Genomic DNA, 26,870 nt, shown 5'->3' with positions numbered 1-26,870 from the left:
TGGGGCGAGAACGTGCAACAGAGTGAGAATGGGGAACTGCCGGTGACACCGAAACGCAAGCTGATCGAGGTGGCGTTGCCGCTCGAAGTCATCAACAGGGAGTCGGCTCGAGAGAAGTCCATTCGTCACGGCCACCCCTCGACACTGCACTTGTGGTGGGCCCGTCGTCCGCTCGCGGCGGCGAGGGCAGTGCTCTTCGCCCAGCTCGTGGATGATCCGTCATCACACCCGGAGCAGTTCCCTACCGAGGAGTTGCAGCGCGAGGAACGCGAGCGGCTCCACCGCCTGATCGAGCGGCTGGTGGTCTGGGAGAACGTCCGCGACGAGAAGCTCCTCGCCGAGGCTCGCGAGGAGATCCTCAAGTCGACCGACGGCAATCCGCCCCCGATCGTCGACCCCTTTGCGGGCGGCGGCACGATCCCTCTGGAAGCCCAGCGTCTAGGGCTGGAAGCACACGCATCCGATCTGAACCCGGTTGCGGTCCTGATCAACAAGGCGCTGATCGAGTTTCCTCCAAAGTTCGCAGGTCGGGCTCCGGTATTCCCCGGGCTTGCCGCGTCGCAAAGCACCGAGTGGACTGGCGCCCGTGGACTCGCCGCTGATGTCCGCGCGTACGGCGAGTGGATGCGTGACGAGGCCGAGGCTCGCATCGGAAGTCTGTATCCCAAGGCAGATGGGCGCACGGTGATCGCGTGGATCTGGGCGCGTACCGTGACCTGCCCCAACCCTGGCTGCGGCATCGACATGCCCCTGGTTCGGTCGTGGTGGCTGGGAAAGAAGAAGGGCAAGGAGGCGTACGTCGTCGCACACCCTCCAACGGATGGCTCCAAGAAGGTTCGATTTGAGATCGGCCATGACCCCGCCGGTCCGTCCTCCGATGGCACCGTCGGACGAACTGGCGCGGAATGCGTGCGTTGCCGGACGAGCGTCGATCTCAAGTACGTGCGTGAGGAAGCTCGAGCAGGTCGGATGGGACAACAACTCATGGCGGTCGTTGCGGAAGGGGACCGGCGACGGGTCTACTTGCATCCTTCCGATCTCCAGATGGCAGCAGCGCGGCTGCCCGCACCGGAGACGTCACCGATCCAAAACATACCGGCGCAGGCCCTGGGCTTCCGTGTGAAGGCATACGGGATGGATACGTGGGCCGACCTGTTTACGAATCGGCAGTTGGTGGCGCTGACGACGTTCAGCGACCTCGTGGGTGAAGCCCGGGAGCGAGTTTTCGCCGACGCTCTCGAAGCCGGTTTGCCCACTGGTGAACGCCTCGATGCAGGCGGCACCGACGCAGCTGCCTACGCCGACGCCGTCGCTGTCTACTTAGGCCTTGTGCAGAGCAAGATCACGAATCTGATGTCGTCTATTACGACTTGGATGAGTGATAGAGGTGCGTTCCGTGAAACCTTTGCACGACAGGCAATTCCGATGGCGTGGGATTTTGCGGAATCAAATGCGCTCGGTGATGTTGGAGGCGGCTGGCTAACCACGCTCGACAAGGAAGTGAGAGTCATTCAAGACCTACCTCTGGGTGTCGGTTATGTATCTCAACTTGACGCAGCAAGAAGGGAATACACCGGATCTTTGCTGTCTACTGACCCCCCGTACTATGACAACATCGGATATTCGGACCTGTCAGATTTCTTTTATGTTTGGCAGCGTCGGACGCTAAGAGGCGTCCTCCCGTCGTTGTTCGAGACGATGCTCGTTCCAAAGGCGGATGAATTGGTCGCTAATCCCTATCGACACGGCGGAAAGGGTGGAGCGAAAGACTTCTTCGAGGACGGTTTTCGGGAGGTGTTCGCTAGGACGCGGGAATCCGCAATGCGTGAATTCCCGATTACCGTCTATTACGCCTTCAAGCAGTCAGAGACCGACAGTCTTGGAGAATCTTCGTCGGGGTGGGAGACCTTGCTGGACGGGATGGTTCACAGTAAGTGGCAGATCACCTCCACCTGGCCAATGAGGACCGAGGGCTCGGGCCGCCTCATTGCGAAGGACACGAATGCTCTCGCGTCATCCATAGTGCTTTCGCTTCGACCGCGGCCAGATGACGCGCCGACGACCGATCGGCGTGGTTTTATCGCTGCGCTCGAGGCCGAATTGCCGGATGCTCTCCGGAAGCTGCAGGAGGGGCAAGTCGCGCCCGTTGACCTTCCTCAAGCAGTCATCGGGCCCGGGATGGCGGTCTTCAGCAGATACAGCGCCGTGCTTGAGCCCGATGGCACGAAGATGACGGTCCGTTCCGCACTGGTCCGTATCAATGAGATCCTCGACCAGGTACTCAATGAGCAGGAGGGCGACTTCGATGCGCCGTCGCGGTTCGCGATCGCCTGGTACCGCCAACACGGCTATGGTGTAGGGGCATTCGGCGACGCCAATAGTCTGGCCAACGCTCGCAACACGACGGTCGACACCATGGATCGCGACGGCATCCTCACGAGCCTGGCGGGCAAGGTCCAGCTCATTAAACCCGGCGATCTCGACAGCGACTACGACCCGGTCGCCGATCTCCACACGAGCAACTGGGAGGCCCTTCATCACCTGATCAAGGTGCTGGAGCACGACGGCGTCACACCCGCCGGCGCCTTCCTGCGGGCAGCGCTCACCAGGCCCGACGCCGCGGTTGATGCTGACCTCGTGAAAGAACTAGCCCACCTGCTATTCCGGGTCGCCGAGGCCAACGGATGGACCAAGGATGCCTTGTCGTTCAACAACCTGGTCACCACCTGGCCAGAGATTCTGGATGTTGCTCGAACGACGACTGAGGCACCGAGACAGACCCAGTCCGCTTTCGATTTCTCGGAAGACGAATCATGACCGCACAGCTGCAAACCAGTGGGTGGTCGCGTGACTACCTCGCCTTCATGCGCTGCGACGCCGGCGACAACTGGCTTCCCGACGCGGAGAGCCAGGTGCATTCATGGCTGGCGGGCAGGAAGGACCTTGATGTTGACCTGCATGCTGACGGCGACGTCGTCGACGGCGACCGGACAGTCACGGTTAGACGACTGGAGAACGGGCCAGCCCGCGACCTCAAGGTCACCCTGGTGGAGCCGAACACGCCCACCGGGACCTGGACGACCGAACTGGTAGTTCACGACGAACGCGGGTCCGAAGACTGGATCTACCTCAGTGTCACCAACGACGAGGGCAGATTCGTTGCCACGCCAAGGCTGGCGAGATACCTGATGCAAGTGCTCCCGCTGGGGGATGGCTCGCTCAGCTATGTGGATGCGCCACAGGTGTTCCGGGCCGATCAGGTAGAACGGCTGATCGAAGTCCTCAGCGATCAGCGACGCCATGGTCTCGTGTTCGTCGCCGGAACCGACGATCGAATTCCGATCGACGCGTTCATGAGACAGGTCGACGACTGGGCGGCGCAGGTCTACGGGCTAGCGCAGGTGATTGTGCTTGATGCCGAGGCGACACGCGAGTTCCACGACCGGGTCGGTGTCAGGTTGGCGACTCCTGCGTGGACCATTCGCACGTATCGTCCGGGCGTCGACTTCTCGGACCCGAGCGACGGGCGACGCCACCGCATCCTGGGCACAGAGCGCCTCGCAGGTCACTCCGAGGGTCGTATCCGCTTCCTGCTTGGAGAGATAGCACGTAGCCACGCCAGCGAGCGGCAACTTCCGTCTGCAGTCGTTCGAGTGCTCCGGCGGTTCGAGCGGGTGGAGAACCGCCGCCTCCTTGACGTACTGCAGGAACCGGACACCGCACCCGAGTCCGAGGTCATCGAGGCGCCTAGCGTCGCACCCGCACCGGTTGTCGAAGATGTCCCCAAATCGCCTGATCCGGTTGATCCTGAGTCACGCACCCAGTTGCGCTTGGTGAAGCAGATCCTCAATCTGAAAGAGATCACCGAGTCGGGTCTGCGGGACATCGCCGGCCGGCTGACCAGACATTCGATTGAGCGGGCCAACGCGGCCAAGGTCGCCCAGCGCCTTGAGGATCTTCAGACTCAGGTCGAGGGATTAAGAGACGGCAACAGCGAACTGCTGGAGGCCCTTCAAGAAGAGCAGCTTGAGCATGAGGTGACACGACTTGATCTCGATGCTCTCAGCGACCGAAACAAGTGGCTTGAGGATCGGCTCAAAGCCCTCGGAGACTACGAGCCGTCCTACGCGGCGACACCAGCGGAGTTCATTGAGTCGCGGCCCCGAGACTTCGGAGAGCTTCTTGATCGCATCGAGGCAATGAAAGAAGTCGAATTTACCGGCGATAGCGATGCGGTGATCGAGTTGGAGGCAGTCGATGGCAACAACGCGGCACTTCGAACCGCATGGGATGCCGTTCTAGCCCTCGCGGACTATGTCCGATCACGAGCGGACGGCCAATGTGACCAGAGCCTAAGCCACTACCTGCGTCACACGCCGACCGGCTACCGCACGTTCCCGCCGGGGAAATTCGCGGAGACCGAGACGGGCGAGACGATGAAGCGGTTTGGGGCTGAGAGACAATTCCCAGTTCCCACTTCGTATGATCCGGATGGACAGGCGATGATGAAGGCGCACTTCAAATTGGCCAAGATCGGTCCGATCACGCCACGGATGCACGTCCTCGACGGCAACCCGAAACAGCCCATTGTTTTCATTGGGTATATCGGTCCACATCTGACGAATACCAAGACCCGGAGCATGTGACATGGCACTGAGCAACCGCGACCGCATCGACCGCATGTTCCAGATCGTCGCGCCTGCACTCGACGACTTCATTTCTGCCGTTATCGGCCAAGGAGATCCTGCACTCGGGGCCGCTTGGACGGATCTGGTCAGGGCGAAAGATGTCAAGAACGGAGCGTCGGCCAGCAAGACCTACGACGCTCTCGACCCCCAGGTGCAGTTCCGAATGCTCACCGAGGGCAACATCACTGCGGGATATAAACCGGGCTGGTATCCCTTCAATCAGGCGGTCGGCCACACGGGAGAGACCTTTGCCAGTGAGTTGCGTGAGGTCCGAAACGACTGGGCGCACAATGCGACGTTTACCGACGACGACGCCTACCGTGCACTCGACACCGGGGAGCGGCTCCTGAAGCTGATCGGCGCTTCCAAAGAAGCCGAAGAGATCCGTGCCATCAGGCTGAACCTTCGTCGCGTCACCGCCGACAAGGACGACAAGAAGGCGCTCAAGGCGGCCGTTGACAATCCCGAGGCGGCCGGCGGTCTGAAGGCTTGGCGAGAGGTTCTCCCGCCGCATGATGATGTCGCGACTGGTAACTTCCACGCTTCGGAGTTCGCGGCCGATCTGTACAAAGTCGCTACTGGTGACGAGTCAGACGCGGACTACGCCAACCCCGTCGAGTTCTTCAGACGGACGTATCTCACCGAGGGTCTTAGCGACCTCATCGGGCGGGCAGTGCGTCGGCTCGCGGGTGACGACAACGCATCCCCTGTGATCAACCTTCAAACCAACTTCGGTGGCGGCAAGACCCACTCCATGCTGTCGCTCTGGCACATCGCCGCTGGCCTTCCGATCGGTGACTTTCCCCAAGCGACACAAGAGTTGTTGCTCGCAAGTGGTTACCAGGGCGAGCGGGTCAACCGGGTTGCAATCGTCGGAAACCACTTCAGTCCAGCAGGAGTCACGAAGGCCGACGGAACCCAGGTCAACACCATCTGGGGCGAACTAGCCTGGCAACTCGGCGGACCCGAGGGGTTCGCGCTGGTGGCGCAAGCAGACGCCGACCGGACCCACCCCGGCGAGAACCTCCACGAGCTACTGAAGGCACACGCCCCCGCGGTGATCCTGATCGACGAGTGGGTTGCGTACGCCCGCTCATTGGTGGGTCGGGACGACCTCGCCGGCGGCACGTTCGATGACCAATTCACCTTCGCTCAGTCCCTTACCGAAGCAGTCAAAGGAACCTCTGGCGTCCTGCTCGCGATCTCCATCCCCGCATCTGAAAGCGGTGATGATGCTGACAAGATTCCCGTCGGGAACGCCGAGGAGGTTGGTGGCGCCAACGGTCTCGAGGCGCTGAAAAGACTCCAGAACGTCGTACGTCGAGTCGCCGACCAGTGGCGACCGGCGTCGTCAGACGAGGCGTATCACATCGTCAAGCAGCGCCTATTCAAAGACGCGGACGCCGCAGCGCTCGCAGCTATTAGCGCGACTGCTCGCTCTTACGTGGAGATGTACCGCAAGTACACCGACGACTTTCCCCGCGAGGCACGCGACACGGCGTACGAGGACCGGATCAAGCAGACCTACCCGATTCACCCGGAGCTGTTCGACACCCTCTACGAGGAGTGGTCGTCCCTGGAGCGGTTCCAGCGCACCCGCGGCGTACTGCGATTGATGAGCACCGTGATCCATGCGCTGTGGGTGGGGGAGGACGCCTCGCCGCTGATCATGCCCGGCTCCGTGCCGCTCGCGACATCAAACGTCAACTCGGAACTGACGCAGTATTTGCAGGACTCGTGGAAAACGATCATCGATGCTGATGTCGACGGACCGAATTCCGAGCCGGTGAAGATTGACAAGGCAAAGCCGCTATTCGGCCAACGGGCACTCACCAGACGGCTCGCCCGCACGGTCTTCTTCGGGTCTGCACCGACAATTGCACCTGGCTCGACGCATAAAGGTATCGGCACCCAGCGGGTGTTCCTCGGAACCGCGGTCCCAGGTGACGTACCGGGCAACTTCCATGCCGCACTGACCCAGTTGGGTGATCGCGCGACGTACTTCTACTCGGGGTCAGGCAAGTACTGGTACGACGTGCAACCCAACATCACCCGCGCGGCGAGGGATCAAGCCGAGCGTTTGCACAAGGAGGATGTCTGGGCAGACATCGTCCGGCGCCTTCAAGGGCAGGGACGCAGCCGCGGTGGGTTCACCGGAGTGCACGTCTGCCCGGAGAGCAACGCCGACATCCCCGACACTGATGAAGCACGATTGGTCATCCTTCATCCGAAAGTGGCGCACAAGGCAAAGTCTGACTCGGACGCTAAGACGTTTGCCCAGAAAGCGACTGAACATCGAGGGACCGCCAATAGGGCGAATAGAAACATGGTCGTCTACCTGGCTGCGGACGAAGCGCGGCTCGCGGAACTTGACTCGGCCACTCGCGATTACCTGGGGTGGAAAAACGTCCTAGAAAATGAGTCGGACCTGGACCTGACGCAGAATCAGAGGAACCAGGCTGCTCAGCGTCGTGATCAGGCAGATCAGACCGCGACGGGTCGGCTGCTGCAAACCTTCACCTGGGCGCTCGTGCCGGCGCAGCCTGATCCCAGCTCTCCATTCGTGATCAGGGAGACGAAGGTAGAGGGGCAGGGTGATTCGCTCGCTGAGCGCGTTTCTCGGCGGCTCGGCAACGATGGCGACCTGTCAACGAGGCAAGCCGCGGCAACGATCCGGCTGGCAATCGACAAGGTGCCCCAAATCTGGGCGGACGGCCATGTATCCCTGGGCACTCTGTGGGGTTTATATGCGCAGTATCCGTATATGCCCCGGCTCCGGGATCGCGCAGTGCTCGGCGCCGGAGTCGTTGATATGCCGATGCTGTGGCAAACAGATGCGTTCGCGCTTGCGACCGGATACGACGAAGTCGCGGGACGGTACGTCGGGCTGTGGCACCCAAGCCCGGACAGCAAGGCTATGCCGCCGGCCACGACGGACTCGCTGCTTTTGGTGAAGCCGGATGTCGCTGCCGCTCAGATTGAACTCGACTCCGTAGCGAGCCCGACAGAGACGAACGTTGCCGAGCTCGTCGACGCGCACAGTCCACTCGGCTCCGCGCCAGCCAGCCCCGGCAGCGTGGACGTTTACCGGCCCGATCTCAAGACGCGGTTCTACGGGGTGAAGACCCTGAATTCCGACAAGATCGCGATGGATTTTAAAGATGTTGCGGAAGAGATCATCGCGCGCCTGCGTGAGGCCACAGGCACGGAACTGACGGTTCGTATCGAGATCGAAGCGAACAACGCCGCCGGCTTCGGGGAGAAGAGCATCCGCACGGTGTCGGAGAACGCGACGAATCTGAAGTTCGAACAATCTGGCTTCGAGAAAGACTAGGCATAGGGAGCGGGTAGACATGCCGAGCAGTGATGGTGCGCGAAAAGCGGTCACGAAATCGTTGAGCGCCGGCTTAGACGGAGCGGTAAAGGTGTCCCGACCAGTCCTGATCGCTCACATCCAGCAGTCACGGCGGCGCCGTCCTGACGCGACGCCAGAGCAGATAATTGACGCCCTGGGCAGACGATTCACCGCCACGGTGGCTGGAACCGGTGCTGCAGTCGGTGCGTCGGCCATTGCCCCAGGGGTGAACACGCCGATGTCGCTCGCATTCGCGGCTGGCGATGTAGCGGGGTACATGTCGTTTGCCTCACTGTACGTCTTCGCCGTCGCGGAGGTGCATGGGATCCCCATTCACGACATGGATCGACGGCGGACGCTTCTCATGGGAGTTCTCTTGGGAGATGCGGGAGCGCAGTCCGTCCAGAAGGTCGCAGGTCGCACGGGCGCCCACTGGGCGAACAAGGTCGTTCAAGCCATACCTATGTCCAGCATTAAGCAGGTGAATAAGGTTTTAGGCCACAATTTCGTCACCAAGTATGGCACAAAGCAAGGAGTGCTCGTGCTGGGGAAGCAGGTGCCCTTCGGTGTAGGCGCCGCCATTGGGGGTGTCGGCAATGCGGCATTCGCTCGCTTCACGATCCGAAGCGCGAAGCGCGCATTCGGGCCCGCACCAGAAACCTGGCCAGTGCATCTCGCATCGATGGTGGACCTGCGCGATTCCGGCCCAGTCGGGCCGGATACGGTGTTGAACCCCCGCTACGTGGATGACGGTGCCGAGGGAGGCTAGTCCCACCGGGGCAGGTGGCTAGGTGTAGTGCCCCGCCAGGTTGGGTACGCGGTCTGCGGGTGAGCCACCTTTGAGCGCGGTGTGTGCGCGGTGGTGATTGTAGATGTGCAGGAAGTCCTCGTACGCGGCGGCGCGTTCGGTCTCGCTGGTGTAGGGGCGGGCGTAGGCCCACTCCTCGGTCAGGGTCCGGTTGAACCGCTCGACTTTCCCGTTGGTTTTCGGGGTGTAGGGGCGGGTGCGTTTATGGGTGATCCCATGGTCCTGCAGCATGTTCCGGAATAGGTGGGAGCGGTAACAGGACCCGTTGTCGGTCATCACCCGGTCCGTGGTGATCCCGACCTGCGCGAAGTGCGCCACCGCCCGTTGCATGAACGCGGTCGCGGTCTCCTTCTTCTCATCGGCCAGGATCTCTGAGTAGGCGTACCGGGAGTGGTCATCGACCGCGTGGTGCAGGTAGGCATACCCCCGCCCACTGCTGGAGGTAGCACGGGAGTTAGCTTTCCCCGCAGCGCGGCCATGGACCCGGTGTCCACCCCCATCGGGGATGCGGCCCAGCTTCTTGATGTCCACGTGGACCAAATCACCCGGGGCGTCGCGTTCGTAGCGCACCACCTTTCGACGACCGGCCCGTACCGGGGCACCAGTGGCCGGGTCCGTCCAGGACAACCGAAGACACCGGTACCGGGTCAGGATGCGGTGCACCGTGGCCGGATTCATCCCCAGGTGGTAGGCGATCCGGGCCGGCCCCCACCGCCGCGAAACCCGTAACCCCAGGACTCGCCGTTCCCGGCGCCTACTGGTGCGGTGCGGACATGACTGGGGCCGGCTGGGACGATCGCACATCCCCGCCGCACCATGCTGGCGGTACCGGGCCGCCCAGCGGTGCGCGGTGGTGACCGAGACCCCGAACCGGTCTGCGGCCCGCCGCAACGGCCACCCATCGTCCACCACGCACCGCGCCAGGCGCAGGCGACCAGTCGCAGAAAGCGGGGCATTAGCGTGGACCATGAGGACCTCCGGGTTTGGGGATGTGTTTGCTTCGTCGCTTCACACCTCACCCGGAGGTCTTCCTCAAGTCACGCCGACAGGCCGAGAACCGTTCCTAACGTCCCGGGGCAGTACAGCTAGGGCTCAGTCCTCGGTCCAGGGATCGGCATCAAGGATGGAATCAGCGACGTCTGTGGGTAGCGGTGCCGAGTAGATGATCTGGCCGATTTTCGGGTTCATGCCGAACGCTTGGTTTGGTTCCGGTGCCCAATCGCTGGCTGACATCCCTGGAAAAGCATCCATCATTGCGGCCAGCGCGCGCGGATCGAAGACGTTTTCGGCAATGAAAGCGACGTACTGTTCTCCGCGGTCGGCACGAATAACCAAGCCAATGGAGAAAAGCGCAAACTTGGCGGTGATTACTTTTCCACTGCGCAAACTCTTGGCCGCTGCTTCAAGCATGAACCGTTCGAAGACGATGCGTTGGGCGTAGGCGTGCTCGGCGGCGACTCGCTTGCGGTCCCAGGCTGACGGCAGAAGGTAGTCGGTATCGATGCCGTCCGGTTTTTGCGGTGTCTTGGGGCATGAACTCGCAGACGTGATCTTTCGGTAGAAATCCCGCTGCGCACCTTCCTCGCGGATGCCAACCGCGGCGAGCCACCAGCGTGAGGTCGCACTCAGGGGGTGTAAGGACGCACCGTCCTCTGCCGCCAAGTCACTATCGGTCAGCCGGACGACGGCACCTCGCCAGCGGGTGGTCTTGAGTTTGAACCACACACGGTCCTTCAAGGAGGTGACTCGCTTGACGCCGCCAGTCTCGAGGGCTTCCGGAAACGACTGAGCCGCCGGAATCGGTGGAATGTCCAAATCATGTAAGTGTACGTCGATAGTCGGGGGGTCGATCCTCAACTCATCTAAGCAAGCTTTCGTCGGGCGCACGCCCAGTGCTGCGTCATACAAACGGATCCTAAGCGGCAGATGCCACTCAGGATCCGTTTGTAGGGCAGTTTTAGGAGGGAAGGCCACCGACGTCGTCGAGCTCTTCAGCAGACAGTCCACTGAGTAGCGAGACTGCAGATGCGGTGGAGCCATCGAGTTGGGTGATTGCGTCGCGAACCCCGGACTGAATGTCATCGCGGTGATTGGCGATGTACTCGCGAATGGCCTCCTCGACGACAGCCTTCTTGGAGACAGACATGAAGTGGGCCGCGTGGGAGATCAGGTTGTCAGTCTGGGCTGAGACCTTGATGGGGGAAACCGTGGTGGCGGTGGACATGGCACACCATCCTTGCGTAGTGGCTGGGACTGGTAGAACCATATCACCTCACGGGTCAAAGTACCAAAAGGTACTAACTTGGGTTGATGTACCGAGTCGATGCGCCATCCCAACCGTCACCAACATGCCCATATGGCAGTAGGGTGCGGTGACTAGGTGTAGTGCCCCGCCAGGTTGGGTACGCGGTCTGCGGGTGAGCCACCTTTGAGCGCGGTGTGTGCGCGGTGGTGATTGTAGATGTGCAGGAAGTCCTCGTACGCGGCGGCGCGTTCGGTCTCGCTGGTGTAGGGGCGGGCGTAGGCCCACTCCTCGGTCAGGGTCCGGTTGAACCGCTCGACTTTCCCGTTGGTTTTCGGGGTGTAGGGGCGGGTGCGTTTATGGGTGATCCCATGGTCCTGCAGCATGTTCCGGAATAGGTGGGAGCGGTAACAGGACCCGTTGTCGGTCATCACCCGGTCCGTGGTGATCCCGACCTGCGCGAAGTGCGCCACCGCCCGTTGCATGAACGCGGTCGCGGTCTCCTTCTTCTCATCGGCCAGGATCTCTGAGTAGGCGTACCGGGAGTGGTCATCGACCGCGTGGTGCAGGTAGGCATACCCCCGCCCACTGCTGGAGGTAGCACGGGAGTTAGCTTTCCCCGCAGCGCGGCCATGGACCCGGTGTCCACCCCCATCGGGGATGCGGCCCAGCTTCTTGATGTCCACGTGGACCAAATCACCCGGGGCGTCGCGTTCGTAGCGCACCACCTTTCGACGACCGGCCCGTACCGGGGCACCAGTGGCCGGGTCCGTCCAGGACAACCGAAGACACCGGTACCGGGTCAGGATGCGGTGCACCGTGGCCGGATTCATCCCCAGGTGGTAGGCGATCCGGGCCGGCCCCCACCGCCGCGAAACCCGTAACCCCAGGACTCGCCGTTCCCGGCGCCTACTGGTGCGGTGCGGACATGACTGGGGCCGGCTGGGACGATCGCACATCCCCGCCGCACCATGCTGGCGGTACCGGGCCGCCCAGCGGTGCGCGGTGGTGACCGAGACCCCGAACCGGTCTGCGGCCCGCCGCAACGGCCACCCATCGTCCACCACGCACCGCGCCAGGCGCAGGCGACCAGTCGCAGAAAGCGGGGCATTAGCGTGGACCATGAGGACCTCCGGGTTTGGGGATGTGTTTGCTTCGTCGCTTCACACCTCACCCGGAGGTCTTCCTCAAGTCACGCCGACAGGCCGAGAACCGTTCCTAACGTCCCGGGGCAGTACAACTAGGCACGGATCGACAGGGGGGCTCAGCGCGGTGGTGGGCAGTGTGCGGATGCTGGCGTCTGCAGCAGTCTCGCTCGCATTAGTCGTGTCGCTGGGGGCGTGCAGTTCGAACACGAGTCTCGGCAGTGAAGGTTCTTCGAGCACCAGTTCCGGCGCTTCGGTGGCCAGCACGGCACCGAAGCTGCTCGGCACTCTCAAGGAATCTGGCTTTGGGCAGTCGGGGAAGTACGCGTGGGTGGCGGCCGTCGTACACAACAACACGTCGTACGTTGGGCAGACGGTGACCGTGAACTTCAACCTCCTTGACGCCAGCGGGGCGATCCTGGCAAGCGAAAGCCAGGTTGAGTCCTTCTCGCGCCCGAACGAGGACATCATCGTTGGAACACAAGTCGAACTCCCAGACAGCAAGAAGGCCGCTCGTGTAGATGCGACCCTCGACGTAGAGGCCAAGGGTGCCTTCAGCAATCAACCCTTCCCTGCCATGCCGACTTCGGTTCCGCAGATCCGTGAGGAGTACGGGCAACCCCAGGCATCTTTCGAACTGACGAACCCGCTGGGTCAAGCGGTGAAGGACCCACGGATCAGTCTGTTGTGTCGTGACGCGGCCGGAAGGATCAACGGCGGCGGTGTCGCCTTCCCCGAGTTGGTCCCAGCCAGCGGCAAGATCCGTGTCGATACCAACCTGCTGCTGTCCGGCACCGCAAAGGGTTGTCAGGTCTACGTCGGAGCACCAAGCGACTGGGACGGCGCACAGAGCAGCTCCGCGGAGACGACCGCCGCAGCAGGCACACCTGAGGCGGCGTTCAGAGTCTGGGTCGAGCAATTCACGGCGCACGACTGGGTCGGCCAGTACAAGAACCTCGTCACCGAGCAGCAAGCGCTGGTCTCTGAGGCCAGTTTCGTCGCGTGTCGGAAGGCGAGTACGACCCCCTCGGTCGCTTGGGTCAAAGCCATTAGCGCCCAGGACGTGGGTGACACCGAGATCCCGGGGACCACAAAGTCACGACCCGCCACCAGAGTCACCGCCGAACTCTCCTCGAACGGTCTCACCGAGACGGTGGACTCCCACTGGGCACTCGAGGACGGATCGTGGCGCTGGCAGATGACCGCCGAGCTGGTGAAATCCTGCGCGGGTAAATAGTGGCATCGGCGTTCGGGTGGTTCGACGCGGACTCGGCGACACCGCACTGCTCATAGCGGCTGATGGGGCACGTTCACTTCCGCCAGAAGGACGCCTTCAACGACGAAGAGGATTGACATGGGCTTCTTAACCCCGATGTACGAACTCGGCGAGTACTTGTCCTGGACACGTTCGGGCGAGATTCAGCTGCCGGACTTCCAGCGCGGGTACAAATGGGAGGACGAACGGATCCGGCAGCTTCTGGTGACGGTGCTCCGTGGTCATCCGCTCGGAGCGGTGATGCTCCTGAAGACCGGAAACGCTCAGGTGCGCTTCAAGCCCCGGCCGATCGAGGGCGTGAACGTCCCCGCAGGTACAGAAGCCAAGTTCTTGCTGCTCGATGGCCAACAGCGCCTGACATCTCTCACCCAAGCGCTGAGTGGAGACGGCGTTGTCGCCACCAAGGACAGTCGGGGCAAACTGCTCGATCGTCGCTACCTCATTCACATGGAGACCGCACTCAGCGCACCAGATCGGGTCGATGAAGCGCTCATCAGTGTCCCGGGTGATGGTGTGGTCCGTTCCAACTTCGGCAAGGACGTCGTCCTCGACCTCAGTAGTGCCGATGAGCAGCGGACGCAGGGCTACTTCCCTTTGCATTTGCTCTACGGCGACTACATGAGCTGGACGTTCGAACTGGCCGATCGCGACCTCGCCAAACGGTTCTGGGAAGAGTTCATCAAACCCGCTGCGACCTACGACATTCCGGCGATCGTCCTCGACGAGAACACTGACAAGGCTGCTGTTGCCACGGTCTTTGAGAAGGTGAACATCGGTGGCCTCCCGCTCAACGTTTTTGAATTGTTGACGGCTGTCTTCGCTGGTGACGCCGAGCACTTCGAGGCGTTCGGTGAGGACTTCCGGCTGAACGATGATTGGAAACAAACTCAATCGCAGTGGTCCGACCAGCCGGTGTTAAGCGCAGTTGAGAACACCGACTTCTTACAGGCAGTCACGATGCTGACCACGCGCCAGCGCGCGCGGTCGGATTCCTCTGGTCGCCCGCCCGCGATCTCCGCAAAGCGCGAAGACGTCCTGAAATTGACTCTCGCGGACTACCTTCAATGGCGGGATCCGCTTCGAGGTGCGTTTGCCTGGGCTGCAACCTTCCTGGCTGACCGGCACATCTTCGCTTCACGAGATGTGCCCTACGCCAAGCAACTCGTCCCATTGGCCGCGATCAAGGTGGTCCTTGGTAAGGACGCGGACCTAGTGGGGGTGAGCGGGCGTCTGATTCGTTGGTTCTGGTGCGGTGTTCTTGGTGAACTCTATGGCTCGGCTAACGAATCGCGCTTTGCCCGCGACATCGAGATGGTGCCCGAGTGGGCGCTCGACGATTCCAAGCCAACGCCCCGCACTGTGGTGGATGCAAACTTCACGGAGTCCCGCCTTCACTCCCTGCGCACGCGAAACGCTGCGGCGTACAAGGGAATTGCAGCTCTCATTCTCGGTGGCGGAGCACGGGATTGGATGGAGGACAAAGCCCTAGACAAGGTGCAGTATGTCGATCTCGCCGTCGATATCCACCATATCTTCCCGCAGAAGTGGTGCTACGACATGAACATTGATGACGAGCATCGCGAGAGCATCGTCAACAAGACGACGATCAGTGCCCGGACGAACCGGACCATCGGCGGCGCAGCGCCCTCGGCGTATCTGGCCGTTATCGAGTCGCGAGCGCAGCTGGAGCCCGCGCGGCTCGACAGTCTCCTGGCGACGCACCTGGTCCCGGCAGAGCTCTTGCGGAAGGACGACTTCAACGGGTACTTCAACGCACGACGCGAACAACTCTGCCTGCTTGTGGAGAAAGCGATTGGCAAGACTGTGCAACGCGACGTTGGCCGGGGCGAGGCTGCTGAGGACTCGGCGCACTTCGAGTTGGACCAGCTCGCTGACGATGCTTCCGTGGACCGCGTCTGATCTGGCACGTCGGATGGGAGGCGAACCGAACTGACGTCGCCAACCTCCTAGGTAATCGCGCCTCTGCTTGCATACGCCGTACGCAAGAACGTTGCGACAGCGTTTGGCGCGCACGCACCCGACTCGTGCCAATTTAGTGTGTCGGCCAGGTTGTGCCAGTCGCAGCGAGAATCTCGGCCGCGAGTGGGTTGAGCGGATCGGCGGCGACGTGCTGGTGACCGGCGATTCGCACGGTGATCTGCTGCAACGGGCGCAGGGTTCGCACGATACTTTTGATGCTGATCCCGGTCTGCTGCTGGAGGTGTCGGCTGATCGCGAGGGCGGCGAACACGATGGTCAGGTGGGCTTCGATGGCGTCGCGGTCGTCATGGAAGATCGGCCGGGCTCTCAGGTCGGTTTTGGACATCCGGAACGAGGCTTCTACCTGCCACAGGTCGTGGTACTTCGCGATCACCTCGGCTGCGGGCATCGTGGCGTTGGGGATGTTGGTGACGTAGCCCTTCAACCCGACCAAGCGCCGAGCCCGATCCAAACCTGATTGATCCAATTCGGTTGCGCCGTCGATGGTTTTGACGAACCGGGGCTTTTTGGGTGCCCGTTCCCCATCGACCACGGCCTGCGCGCGTTGCTGCTGGATCGTCAACGTCTTGGCGTCCCGGACAGCGCGTTTACGGGAGTACGCCCACGCCGCCCGCCACGACAACGGATTGTCCTGCCGGTCCCACACCGGTTCGGCGGCTTTGTTGGGGTCGTTCTCCGCCTTCGCTGCGGCGCTGACCCGCCGTGGGGTGATGGTGTCGATGACCTGCCCATCAGCGAACGCATCCCCGCGCCAGTGGAAGTGCTTAGCCAGGTCACCGGGGGCTTTGACGACCCGGGAGCCGACGATGAACCGCAGGTTCGCCTCATCGAGCTTGCCCAGGTTCTCCGCCGATAACATGCCGGCGTCGGCGACCACCACCATGTCGGCCAGGCCGTGCCGCTCTTGGAACTGGGTCACGATCGGCACGATCGTGGCGGTCTCGGCCTGGTTGCCCTCATAGCAGCCGATCTCCAACGGGAACCCTTGGCGGTCCACCAGCAACCCGACCACGATTTGTGGATCGACCCGGCGTTCTTTTGAGTATCCGACCTTGCGTAGGTCGTCTTCCTGCTCAGCTTCGAAATACAACGTGGTCACGTCGTACAGGCACAAGCTGAGATCTCCTGCGGTAGTGGCGTGTTCGAAGCACGCAGTCGCCAGGGTGTCGCGGTACTCGGCGCTGGCGCAGCGTTTCAGGGAGCGGAACATCGTGCGCAGCGACGCGTGTTCGACGCCGATCTCGTCCAGGACACGCACCGTGTCCGCTTTGGAGGTCGTTCGATGATCCGGGCCAACACGAACTCCCGAAACGCGGCATCGCCGAGCGCGTCGAACCCCAAGGCGGTGTAGGCCTGCGACAGGACCTCCCACAGGACGGCGCTGGTCTTGCCGGTAATCACGCCCTGACCAGCCGGGACAGCTCCAGCGCTCAGGTCCAGTTCGCCCTGCCCGGGGTGAAGACGCTGCCGAGCAACCTGCACCAGCACCGCTAGCTCTTGGGCGGTGTGCGCAGAGCCGAGGTGTTCCAGCACCTTGTCGCGTCCATCGACGCGCTGCGCGATCTGCACGGCGGTCGCGCCCGAGGCGGTCTTGACCTTCCGCACGAACACCACGACCCCAGAATATCGGCCCGATTAGTGTGTCAAAACCTGCAACCGCAACGCCCTGACCAGCACCGATGACTCGCCGACCGCGAAATCCCGCTCAAGTGGCACGAGTCGGGTCCTTCGCGTGCCGGCGGGCTGAGGAGAAGCTCTCGGTAGCCCGCACGATCGCCAACCTAGACGCCGACGTCGCCTACGTAACGGCGTACGACGCAGCGCGAATCGCGATCACCGCACACATGCTTGCTTACGGGTATCGCGCACGCGCGACGGCTGGTGCGCATGAAGCGACCGAATATTTCGGCTGCGATCATCGAGGCGGTGGCCCAAGAGCTCAGGCGCTAGAGCTTGCGGAGGGGACTCAGCGTAAGGCGTGGTCGGGGGGCCTTTGGTCAGAACCAGTGAGGCGCGACCCCGGGTCGGCCTCGACGTCGGGGCGGCTGGCCTGACAAAGCCCTCGGTGAGCAACGTCTCGCAAACACTGGTGATTGATCGTTTCCGCTTGGTCGAATCCATCGGCGAATTGCCATCCGGTGCCATGAGTGGCGTTGATGCGGGGCTACGAATCGTGTTGTCGCTGTAGCAAACTCAGGCAGGTCACTCCGCGGGTTGGGGCGACTCCCAGCTCACCGACGGGAATCGCCCGAAGTCGGAGTCGAAGGTCACGACCGTTGCGCCCCACTGCAGCGCCAGCGCGGCCAGGTGCGCATCATTGACGAGGTTCCCACCGATGCCGACGGCAGCCAGCAACTCCGCCAGCCGCCGAGTGTGCTGCGCATCAGGCTCGGGTGCAACCACGTTGGGCCGCTGAAGCCACGCGTGCACAACCTCGAGTGCTTGCTGCGACGTCAACGGCGCCGCCAGCAGTCGCGGGTTAGTCGTGATTCGGATGAAGGCGAGCGTGCTCACCCATGGCAGCAAGATCGTTTCAGATCCATTGAGTGCGGCGTCGAGCCAGCGTTTCGAAGCCGCGTGGTGCTGGGCAGTGCTGTCCACCGCATAGATCAAGACGTTGGCGTCGACCAACTTCACTTGCCGAGCTCCCGGCGCCGCACGAGTTCTTCATCCTCTAGCTCGGCCGCCAGAGCAACCGCTTTGTCCAGCGACACGCGGGCCGGGCCGAGTGTGAAGACTGGGGTTTCGTAGGTGTCCGCGCCGGACCGTGGTCGTAGCCCGTCGACGATCGCAGCGTTCACCGCATCCTTGAAAGACAGCCCGCGCTCGCGCATGACTTTGCGCACCAGGCTGTCGGCCTCGGGGGTCAGCGTGATCGTGGTGCGCATGCACGCATCATAGCGTCAGGAAAAATGATGCGGTGATGCAATTACAGCTTGCGGAGGCGAACGCGGCGTACGGCGTGGTCCGGGTCCTTGGTCAAGACCAGTGAGGCGCGTCCCCGGGTGGGCAGAATGTTCTCGGCGAGGTTCGGGGCGTTGATCGAGTCCCAGATGCCTTCGGCGATCTGGACCGCTTCACCGTCCGAGAGCGATGAGAACCGGTGGAAGTAGGACTGGGGGTCGGCGAAGGCGGTCTGTCGCAACGACAGGAAGCGATCGACGTACCAGCGCTTGATGTCGTTCTCGCCGGCGTCGACGTAGACGGAGAAGTCGAAGTAGTCCGACACGGCCATCGCGCCGCCGTGCGAGCCCGGGATGAGCGAGGAGGGTTGCAGCACGTTGAGGCCTTCGACGATCAGCACGTCAGGCTGCTCCACGGTGACGAACGAACCGGGCACGATGTCGTAGGTCAGGTGGGAGTAGACCGGCGCGGACACCGAGGGTGAGCCGGCTTTGACCTCAGCCACGAACCGCACCAGCGCCCGACGGTCGTAGGACTCCGGGAAACCCTTGCGGTCCAGGATCCCGCGCCGGGACAGCTCGGCGTTGGGCAGCAGGAAGCCGTCGGTGGTGATCAGCGATACCGCAGGGGTGTCGGGCCAGCGGGACAGCAACTCCTGCAGGATGCGGGCCGTTGTGGATTTGCCGACGGCGACTGAGCCGGCGACACCGATGACGAAGGGGACCTTGGCGGGGGATTCACCCAGGAAGTCGCTGGTGACTTTGTGCAGGTCCGCGGTGGCCCCGACGTAGAAGTTCAGCAACCGCGACAACGGCAGGTAGACCTGCTCGATCTCCGCCATGTCCAGGCGGTCGCCCAAGCCCTGCAGTCGCCGTACGTCCTGGTCGTCCAGGTTCATCGGGTGCGCGTCGCGCAGGCGCGCCCACGCGGCACGATCCAGCTCGACGTACGGCGAGGGGATCGGGTGGCCGTTGGGACGTGACACGCCGGTCAGCCTAACGGCGTACTCGATCGGGTATGCGTGACTCGTCCCCGATCAGGCCTCATGTTTGTGGGGCTCGATTGTCGGTGGCGGTCAGTACCTTCGGGTCATGTTGTTCACCAGTCGAACCAACGCGATCAGGGATGTGGGGGCTCCGCGGTCGTGCGGCTTGCGAAAATACTCACGTAAGACGATACTTACGTATGACGGTAGCAGGGTCGAATGATTCGATCGTTCAGGAACTCCGACACCGAGACGGTGTGGAATCGCGAGCGCGTCCGATCGTTTGGGCCCGAACTGCAGCGAGCAGCTCAGAAGAAGCTACGGCTACTCAACGCGGCCGCCGAACTGAACAGTTTGAGAGTGCCACCCGGCAATCGCCTGGAAAAACTGACCGGCGATCGCTCGGGGCAGCACTCGATACGGATCAATGGACAGTTCCGCATCTGCTTCATATGGACTGAGGCTGGACCCGCCGAGGTTGAGATAACCGACTATCACTAACTGCCCTCGAGAGAAGCCGTGACGATGGACACCACGACCACAGCGCACGACCCGATCACCCCAGGTGAAATTTTGCTGACCGAGTTCTTGGAGCCACTGGGGATCACCCAATATCGGCTTGCCCAGGCGACGGGACTCGCACAGACCCGGATCAGCGAGATCGTCCGCGGTAAGCGCGCCATCACGACCGACACGGCTCTGCGCTTGTCGAAAGCGCTGGGTGTTGATGACCGGTTCTGGATCAACATCCAGGCTGACTACGACCTTGAGGTAGCTCGGGACCGCCACGCGGATGACCTGGCCAACGTCGTTCAACTGGTCGGCGGCTAACGGAGTGGCTCGCGTCATGACTTGAAGTCATGAAGCCAAAAGAACGACTGTGCCGCTGCGATCGGGTCCGGCGAGGACGGGCGTCCTGAGTGTCATCGCACGAGCCACCGCCGCCGACCGCCTACCCTTGGAGGCATGTGCGGAATCGTGGGCTACGTCGGGCCAGCAACCAACACCAAGGCTCTCGATGTGGTCATGGAGGGCCTCGCGCGCCTGGAATATCGCGGCTATGACTCCGCGGGGGTGGCGCTGGTCGCGGGCGACCGGGTCGACGTACGTAAAAAGGCGGGCAAGCTGGCCAACCTGGTCGGCGAGATCGATGAGCACCCGTTCACTGATTCGCGTACGGCGATCGGCCACACCCGCTGGGCCACCCACGGCGGCCCGACGGACGTCAACGCCCACCCGCACCGCGGCGGCGACGACGGCAAACTCGCCCTGATCCACAACGGGATCATCGAGAACTTCGCAGTCCTGCGCGACGAGTTGCAGGCCCAGGGTGTGCAGTTCAAGTCCCAGACCGACACCGAGGTGGTCGCCCAACTGCTCGGTACCCTCTACGACGGCGACCTCACCGAGGCCATGCGCAAGACCGTCGCCCGCCTCGAAGGCGCCTTCACGCTGCTCGCGGTGCACGCCGACCAGCCCGACGTCGTCGTCGGCGCTCGCCGCAACTCCCCGCTGGTCGTTGGTCTCGGCGAGGGCGAGAACTTCCTCGGATCGGATGTCGCCGCCTTCATCGGCTACACCCGTGAGGCCCTCGAACTCGAGCAGGACCAGATCGTCACGATCACCCCCGAGGGCGCCACGGTCATCAACTTCGACGGCACCCCCGCCACCGGCAAGCAGTTCCATGTCGACTGGGACGCCGCGGCCGCCGAGAAGGGTGGCTACGCGACGTACATGGAGAAGGAGATCTTCGACCAGCCGCAAGCGGTCGCCGACACCCTCCTGGGCCGCAGCAACGCCGCCGGTGACCTGCAACTGGACGACCTGCGGATCAGCGAGGAGCAACTGGCCGCCGTCGACCGGGTGACGATCGTGGCCTGCGGCACCGCGGCGTACGCCGGGATGGTCGCCAAATACGCGATCGAACACTGGGCGCGGATCCCGGTCGAGGTCTCGCTCGCCCATGAGTTCCGCTACTGCGACCCGATCGCCGACGAGAAGACCCTCGTCGTCTCGATCAGCCAGTCCGGCGAAACCATGGACACCCTGATGGCGGTCAAGCACGCGCATGACCTCGGCGCGCTGACCTTGTCCATCTGCAACACGCACGGCTCGACCATCCCGCGCGAATCCGATGCGGTCCTCTACACGCACGCCGGCCCGGAGATCGCCGTCGCCTCCACCAAGGCCTTCCTCGGTCAGATCACCGCCTGCTACATCCTCGGCTTGTACCTCGCGCAGCTGAAGGGCGGCTCGTACGCCGACGACGCCAAGCAGGTCATCGCCGAATTGCAAGACGTACCAAGCAAAATCGCTGACGTGTTGTCCGACGTGTCCCGCGTCCGCGAAGTCGCCCGCTTCATGGCCGACACGCGATCGGTGCTCTTCCTCGGCCGGCACGTCGGCTACCCGATCGCCATGGAAGGCGCCCTCAAGCTCAAGGAGCTGGCCTACATCCACGCCGAAGGCTTCGCCGCCGGCGAGTTGAAGCACGGTCCGATCGCGTTGATCGAGCCCGGTCAGCCGGTCTTCGTGATCGTGCCCGGCCCGGACACCCCGCACGGGTTGCACGGCAAGGTCGTCTCCAACATCCAGGAGATCCGCGCCCGCGGCGCTCGCACGTTGGTCATCGCGGAGGAAGGCGACACGTCCGTGGACGAATTCGCCGACGAGGTCTTCCGGATCCCGCACACCTCGCCGATGCTTCAGCCGCTGCTGACGGTGCTGCCGCTGCAGGTGTTTGCGCTCGAATTGTCCACGGCCAAGGGGCTGGACGTCGACCAGCCGCGCAACCTGGCGAAGTCCGTGACGGTCGAATAAATGATCCTCGGGGTCGGCATCGACGTCACCTCGGTCAACCGCTTCGCGGAGGCCCTCGAACGTACGCCGGCCCTCGCCGAACGCGTCCTCGTCGCCTCCGAGCGGACCATGCCGATGCATTCGTTGGCCGGGCGGTTCGCCGCGAAAGAGGCGCTGGCCAAAGCACTCGGCGCCCCCGGCGACCTCGCCTGGCACGACGCCGTCGTGGTCACCACCCCCGCCGGGCAGCCCCAATGGGAGTTGTCCGGAACCGTCGCGGCACGGATGACTGCCTTGGGTGCCACCACCGCGCACCTGTCGATCTCGCACGACGCCGGGATCGCCACCGCCATCGTGATTGTGGAGGGCCCGTGATCCACGCCTATTCCGTCCCCGACGTCCGCGCCGCCGAGGCCGCCATGCCGGAGCTGGCGACCGGTGAGTTGATGCAGCGGGCCTCGCAGGGAGTCGCGGAGGTGGCCGCTGCGCGACTGGAGGAGCACGAGGGGGCCTCGGTCGTCGTACTCGCAGGTCCGGGCGGCAACGGCGGTGACGCGCTCTTCGCGGCTTCCTTCCTCGCGCTCGACTATGCGGTCGTCGCGATCCTCACCGGATCCGGTGCCCACGAGCCTGCGCTGAGAGCGGCGCACGACGCCGGAGTCGTTGTGCTGGAATCGGATTCGCCATCCAGTTTGTCTGCGCTCGACGAAGCAGACCTCGTCATCGACGGTATGACCGGCATCGGTGGCCGCCCGGGGTTGCCGCCGGGCACGTCGGGTCTGGTCGACGCGATCGGCGACGACGCCTACCTGCTGTCGGTGGACCTGCCCTCGGGCGCCGACCCGGCCGGGTTGGTGGCCTCCGATTGCGTGTACGCCGATGAGACCGTGACCTTCTCCTTGCTCAAGCCGGTGCACCTGCTGCCCGCCACCGAAGCGGCCTGCGGGCTGCTCACGGTCGTGGACATCGGACTGACACCGCCCGCTGCGCCGGCCGTCTCACGCCTGACCTTCTCCGATGTCCCCACCCTGTGGCCGGTGCCCGGCCCCGACGACGACAAGTACTCCCGCGGCGTGCTCGGCGCGATCACCGGCGGCGAGCACTACACGGGCGCAGCGCTTCTCGGAGTCACCGCGGCTGTGACCGCTGGAGTCGGGATGGTCCGGTACGTCGGTCCGCCGGCTCCGACGTCCCTGTTGCGTGCCGCTGTGCCGGAGGTGGTGTTCGGCGACGGGCAGGTCCAGGCTTGGCTGATCGGCTCGGGAATGCCGTGGGAGGACGCGTCGCCGGAGCAGAAGACCGCCATCGAGAAGGCGCTGGCTTCGGAGCTGCCGGTGGTCGTCGATGCGGGCGGGTTGGATGCGCTGACCTCACCGCGGTCCGCACCCACGCTGATCACCCCGCACGCAGGGGAGTTGCTGCGGCTGGGACGACGAGTCGTGTCGTCCTCGCTCGACGATGATTGGGTGCGCTCAAATCCGGTAGCTGCCGCGCGGGCCGTCGCTGACGCGCTCACGGTGACCGTGCTGTTGAAGGGTTCGGTGACGGTCGTCGTACCTCCCTCGGCCTCCGGAGTCGAAGTGCACTCACAGTCCGACGGTCCGTCCTGGTTGGCCACCGCGGGTTCGGGCGACGTCCTGGCCGGGATCTGCGGCGTCCTGCTCGCCGGGGGACTCACCCCCGAAGATGCCGGAGCAGTCGCAGCGCTGGTGCACGGGGTCGCCGCGCACGACGCGAACCCGGGTGGGCCGATCCGGGCGCTGGACATCGCGCACCAGGTGGGTCGGACGGTGGCGCGGTTGCTGACCCGCTGAGGTGGGGCAAGGTATCTGTGACGCGCCTGAGCGCCTCCTGAGGGACATGCCGCGCCATCCGGGACGCGGCCCCGACCAGCGAGGTCCCCGTCATGGCACAGCTATCAGGCGACTCAACCAATCCCAGCAAGCCAGCCGTCAGTGGAATCCAGAAAGCGGCGGGCGGTGACGGCGTCTGGGGTCAGGCACAACGGACCGGCCGCGGCGTCGTCGGAGTCACCCCCGACGGCAGCGGCGTCTGGGGCGAGGTGAGCGCGGGCCGCGGCGTCGTCGGCGTCGTGAACGGCGAAACCGACGATGCCACAGGCGTTTGGGGCGAAGTGCGCACCGGCGGACGAGGTGTAGTCGGTGTGGTCGACGGCGGCTCGGATCGTTCCACCGGCGTCTGGGGTGAGGTGAAATCGGCCGGTCACGGCGTGGTTGGTGTCGCTGGCAGCGGCGGCGTGGGCGTCGCCGGAACCGCGCCCAACGGTGACGGCGTCGTCGGCAACGGTCACCGTGGGGTGGTCGGCCTGAGCGAGGACTTCCAGGGTGTCTACGGGCACAGCGTCCGGAACGCCGGAGTCGTCGGCGAGAGTGACGAATTCGACGGAGTCTTCGGTGTCGCGCACCGCCCGGAGAAGGCAGCCGTCTCCGGGCACAACCCGGGCGGCATGGCCGGCTTCTTCGACGGGGACGTCGTCGTCCAACGCAACGTGATCGTGGTCGGTGACGTGCTCCTGCAGGGGGCCGACTGCGCCGAGGAGTTCGATGTGTCCGAGCACGGCGGGCCGGAGCCAGGCGCGGTCCTGGTGATCGATCCGTCCGGTGGTGGCCTGCGCGAATCGAGCGAGGCGTACGACGCGCGCGTGGCCGGAGTCGTCTCTGGCGCAGGCGAATACCGTCCCGGGCTGATCCTCGACCGGCAGGACGAAGCACCGCAGTCAGTGCGGGTACCGATCGCGATGGTCGGCAAGGTCTACTGCAAGGTGGACGCCGACCACCGTCCGATCGAGATCGGCGACCTGTTGACCAGTTCTCCGACGACCGGGCACGCAATGAAGGCGCAGGACCGCAGCCGCGCGTTCGGCGCTGTGATCGGCAAAGCCCTCGGCTCCATCTCCAGCGGCCAGGGTCTGATCCCGGTCCTCGTGGCGATGCAGTGACGCGATGACTTCCCTACGACAGCGGGCGAACTGCATCGGCGTCGCGACCGCCGGGATGTCGGTCCGGCACGGCTTCCTCGGCCAACTGACCACCAAGGTTCCGGTCTCCCTGCGCACCGAACTCGACCGTCTCGCAGGCAAATACGTCCACGTCAACTGCATCCAGGTTGGCTCCGACCAGTTCACCGTCGCGGACTACGCGGAGATCGACGCGGCGATCGAGAAGACTCGTGCGCTCTACGCGATGGCCGGCCGCCCGATGGCCCTCGGTCGGATCGAGCACTACGCGATCAGCACCGCGGACGCCAGCGGTCACGACGTCATCGACTCCGACGGCGAGGCGGAGGACCTCACCGACGAATGGACCGTCCCCAACGACGCGTTGGATGTGTTCTTCGTCCGGGTCTACGTCGGGGATACCGCGGGGTTCTCACGGGTCGACGGCCCGTGCGACAAGGACGCCAAAGGTATGGACGGCAGTGTCGTGGAGATGAACTCTGGCGGGGGTGCCTCCGACTTCTCCACTGCCCACGAGATGGGTCACTACCTCGGTCTGTCGCACGCCGACGGCCGTCCGGAACGGCTGATGTATCCCATCATCCCCAACGGCGGGGTGCTCACCGCCGACGAAGCCGACGACATGCGCGACCACTGCCGCATGCACGAACCGTGTTGAACCAGAACGGAAGAGGTAGCGCTGATGTCAGCTCGAATCGGGTCCGACAAGGACCGCACCGTCGATGGTGCCCTCCGGACACTTCTGGGCGAACGTACGTCGATCAGCCCGGGAGCAGCCCTCGGTGTGCTCGCGGGACTTGGTGCCCGCAACGGTGAGGAGGGCGCGAAGGAAGCGATCGACGTACTGCGACGGGTTGTTGCCGACGGTCCCGACCCTCAGGTGCGGGCGGGAGCAGCGACGGCGCTCGCAGCGATCGGCACCCCGGAGGCGGTGGAGGTGCTGCGGCAGACAGCGGACGACGTGCCGAGCGCGGTGGCTCTTGCTCGGGTCGGCGACGCGGCTGACCTGGACCGAATGCTCGCTCTGCTCGACCAGGCGAAGGGTTCGTCGCAGCGGTCCCAACTCGAGGCTGCGGTGCGGCTGCTGGCCCATCGGGTGGGCACGTCGATCCCCGCGGACACGGACGACACAGTGCTTCCGGCACCGCAACGAGGTCGGCCCGTGGAGCCGCGCGAGGTGCAGATCGACCTCCGCGATGTCGCGCCCACCGATCGGTCGCTGGTGACCGAGGCGATGGTTCCGGCCGCGGCGGTGGTCTGCGGCGACACGGTGCACCACGTGCTGGTCGACCGCGAGCGGATTGCGGTGGTGGCCCGCGAGCCAGCGGTGGCGGCGGTCGTGCTGGGCGCGAACGAGACGACCGGTCAACTATTCGTGCGATGGCTGGTGCTGACCGATCCGTCGTCAGATCAGGGCGACGTGAGAGTGCAGATCGTGCAGCCACGCGGAGCGCGGGTCTTCGTCGGCCGCGGCCGGATCGACGGTGAGCAGTGGGAGGCCGAACTGGCCAGCGTTGAACGCCCCGGCGCAAGCGCTGTGTCGGTGAAGGTGGCCGGATCGCCGGAGGGGGTGCGGATCGACGGGGTCAGTGATGCCGTGATCGCGGTGCCGCGCCGAGTGCCGACGCAGCTCGTGGCGGGGGAAATGCGCCCGCGCTGAGTGCGAGTGGCGGGAAATTGATTCGCTGAC

21 protein-coding genes and 1 pseudogene are annotated in these 26,870 nt (G+C 63.9%); 14 read left to right on the top strand and 8 right to left on the bottom strand.

Going from position 1 to position 26,870, the window contains the following annotated elements:
* The first annotated feature begins 12 nt into the window (after positions 1 to 12).
* From DR843_RS11730 to DR843_RS11715, 4 genes are read left to right on the top strand one after another with little or no spacing between them, the layout of a single operon-like run.
* Positions 13 to 2,817, top strand: coding sequence for a DUF1156 domain-containing protein (locus tag DR843_RS11730; RefSeq protein ID WP_245934106.1), 2,805 nt, complete (start codon positions 13 to 15; stop codon positions 2,815 to 2,817).
* Entirely contained in the window at positions 2,814 to 4,646 is a 1,833-nt protein-coding gene (locus DR843_RS11725) for a hypothetical protein (protein WP_109686043.1), read from the top strand. Before DR843_RS11730 ends, DR843_RS11725 begins: the two co-directional genes overlap by 4 nt.
* Position 4,647: 1 nt before the next feature.
* Complete coding sequence (locus DR843_RS11720; RefSeq protein WP_109686041.1) at positions 4,648 to 8,022, top strand: Swt1 family HEPN domain-containing protein; 3,375 nt, start codon at positions 4,648 to 4,650, stop codon at positions 8,020 to 8,022.
* Positions 8,023 to 8,041: 19 nt separating this feature from the next.
* On the top strand, positions 8,042 to 8,812 hold the full coding sequence (locus DR843_RS11715) for a hypothetical protein (protein WP_174888829.1): 771 nt from the start codon (positions 8,042 to 8,044) through the stop codon (positions 8,810 to 8,812).
* Between the two features lie 18 nt (positions 8,813 to 8,830).
* On the opposite strand, the gene DR843_RS11710 is transcribed toward DR843_RS11715, so the two are convergent.
* From DR843_RS11710 to DR843_RS11695, 4 genes are all read right to left on the bottom strand, one after another.
* Positions 8,831 to 9,820, bottom strand: a complete 990-nt coding sequence (locus DR843_RS11710) for an IS481 family transposase (RefSeq protein ID WP_109683852.1) — start codon at positions 9,818 to 9,820, stop codon at positions 8,831 to 8,833.
* Positions 9,821 to 9,943: 123 nt separating this feature from the next.
* The gene (locus tag DR843_RS11705; RefSeq protein WP_109686039.1) at positions 9,944 to 10,666 is read right to left on the bottom strand and encodes a hypothetical protein; all 723 of its coding nucleotides are present in this window, start codon (positions 10,664 to 10,666) and stop codon (positions 9,944 to 9,946) included.
* 142 nt (positions 10,667 to 10,808) lie between these two features.
* On the bottom strand, positions 10,809 to 11,075 hold the full coding sequence (locus DR843_RS11700; protein WP_109686038.1) for a hypothetical protein: 267 nt from the start codon (positions 11,073 to 11,075) through the stop codon (positions 10,809 to 10,811).
* Positions 11,076 to 11,227: 152 nt separating this feature from the next.
* Positions 11,228 to 12,217 carry an IS481 family transposase gene (locus DR843_RS11695; protein WP_109683852.1) on the bottom strand — a complete coding sequence of 330 codons (990 nt, stop codon included), beginning with the start codon at positions 12,215 to 12,217 and terminating at the stop codon, positions 11,228 to 11,230.
* A 277-nt stretch (positions 12,218 to 12,494) separates the two neighbouring features.
* On the opposite strand from DR843_RS11695, the gene DR843_RS11690 reads away from it, so the two are divergent.
* Together DR843_RS11690 and DR843_RS11685 are read left to right on the top strand one after the other, a co-directional pair.
* Entirely contained in the window at positions 12,495 to 13,475 is a 981-nt protein-coding gene (locus DR843_RS11690) for a hypothetical protein (RefSeq protein WP_109686036.1), read from the top strand.
* A 117-nt stretch (positions 13,476 to 13,592) separates the two neighbouring features.
* Complete coding sequence (locus tag DR843_RS11685) at positions 13,593 to 15,434, top strand: GmrSD restriction endonuclease domain-containing protein (protein ID WP_109686033.1); 1,842 nt, start codon at positions 13,593 to 13,595, stop codon at positions 15,432 to 15,434.
* 133 nt (positions 15,435 to 15,567) lie between these two features.
* Here the strand turns inward: DR843_RS11685 and DR843_RS11680 are convergent.
* From DR843_RS11680 to coaA, 4 genes and pseudogenes are all read right to left on the bottom strand, one after another.
* Positions 15,568 to 17,129: pseudogene (locus DR843_RS11680) on the bottom strand (IS1634 family transposase).
* A 588-nt stretch (positions 17,130 to 17,717) separates the two neighbouring features.
* Complete coding sequence (locus DR843_RS11675; RefSeq protein ID WP_109686031.1) at positions 17,718 to 18,152, bottom strand: TA system VapC family ribonuclease toxin; 435 nt, start codon at positions 18,150 to 18,152, stop codon at positions 17,718 to 17,720.
* Positions 18,149 to 18,403 carry an antitoxin gene (locus DR843_RS11670; RefSeq protein ID WP_109686029.1) on the bottom strand — a complete coding sequence of 85 codons (255 nt, stop codon included), beginning with the start codon at positions 18,401 to 18,403 and terminating at the stop codon, positions 18,149 to 18,151. The genes DR843_RS11675 and DR843_RS11670 overlap by 4 nt, the downstream gene beginning before the upstream one ends.
* 41 nt (positions 18,404 to 18,444) lie before the next feature.
* On the bottom strand, positions 18,445 to 19,404 hold the full coding sequence (coaA, locus tag DR843_RS11665) for a type I pantothenate kinase (protein WP_109686028.1): 960 nt from the start codon (positions 19,402 to 19,404) through the stop codon (positions 18,445 to 18,447).
* A gap of 219 nt (positions 19,405 to 19,623) precedes the next feature.
* Here coaA and DR843_RS11660 point away from each other — a divergent pair, with 219 nt between their 5' ends.
* The 8 genes from DR843_RS11660 to DR843_RS11620 all read left to right on the top strand — a co-directional run bounded on the left by DR843_RS11660 (position 19,624) and on the right by DR843_RS11620 (position 26,840).
* Positions 19,624 to 19,905, top strand: coding sequence for a type II toxin-antitoxin system RelE/ParE family toxin (locus tag DR843_RS11660; protein ID WP_109686026.1), 282 nt, complete (start codon positions 19,624 to 19,626; stop codon positions 19,903 to 19,905).
* Between the two features lie 24 nt (positions 19,906 to 19,929).
* A complete protein-coding gene (locus DR843_RS11655) occupies positions 19,930 to 20,235 on the top strand; it encodes a HigA family addiction module antitoxin (RefSeq protein ID WP_109688877.1) in 306 nt (101 codons plus the stop codon).
* Positions 20,236 to 20,370: 135 nt separating this feature from the next.
* The gene (glmS, locus tag DR843_RS11650) at positions 20,371 to 22,224 is read left to right on the top strand and encodes a glutamine--fructose-6-phosphate transaminase (isomerizing) (RefSeq protein WP_109686024.1); all 1,854 of its coding nucleotides are present in this window, start codon (positions 20,371 to 20,373) and stop codon (positions 22,222 to 22,224) included.
* A complete protein-coding gene (locus DR843_RS11645; RefSeq protein ID WP_109686022.1) occupies positions 22,225 to 22,578 on the top strand; it encodes a holo-ACP synthase in 354 nt (117 codons plus the stop codon). It abuts the gene before it with no gap.
* Positions 22,575 to 24,017 carry a bifunctional ADP-dependent NAD(P)H-hydrate dehydratase/NAD(P)H-hydrate epimerase gene (locus DR843_RS11640; protein WP_109686020.1) on the top strand — a complete coding sequence of 481 codons (1,443 nt, stop codon included), beginning with the start codon at positions 22,575 to 22,577 and terminating at the stop codon, positions 24,015 to 24,017. Before DR843_RS11645 ends, DR843_RS11640 begins: the two co-directional genes overlap by 4 nt.
* Before the next feature lie 92 nt (positions 24,018 to 24,109).
* Positions 24,110 to 25,162: a hypothetical protein gene (locus tag DR843_RS19810; RefSeq protein ID WP_146202562.1), complete on the top strand. Its 1,053-nt coding sequence runs from the start codon at positions 24,110 to 24,112 to the stop codon at positions 25,160 to 25,162.
* Positions 25,163 to 25,166: 4 nt separating this feature from the next.
* Positions 25,167 to 25,838, top strand: a complete 672-nt coding sequence (locus DR843_RS11625; protein WP_109686013.1) for a zinc metalloprotease — start codon at positions 25,167 to 25,169, stop codon at positions 25,836 to 25,838.
* A 24-nt stretch (positions 25,839 to 25,862) separates the two neighbouring features.
* The gene (locus tag DR843_RS11620; RefSeq protein ID WP_109686011.1) at positions 25,863 to 26,840 is read left to right on the top strand and encodes a HEAT repeat domain-containing protein; all 978 of its coding nucleotides are present in this window, start codon (positions 25,863 to 25,865) and stop codon (positions 26,838 to 26,840) included.
* Positions 26,841 to 26,870: the final 30 nt, after the last annotated feature.

It is taken from the genome of Branchiibius hedensis (genome assembly GCF_900108585.1).
Classification (GTDB): Bacteria; Actinomycetota; Actinomycetes; order Actinomycetales; family Dermatophilaceae; genus Branchiibius; species Branchiibius hedensis.
This window is presented reverse-complemented; position numbering and strand designations above follow the sequence as displayed.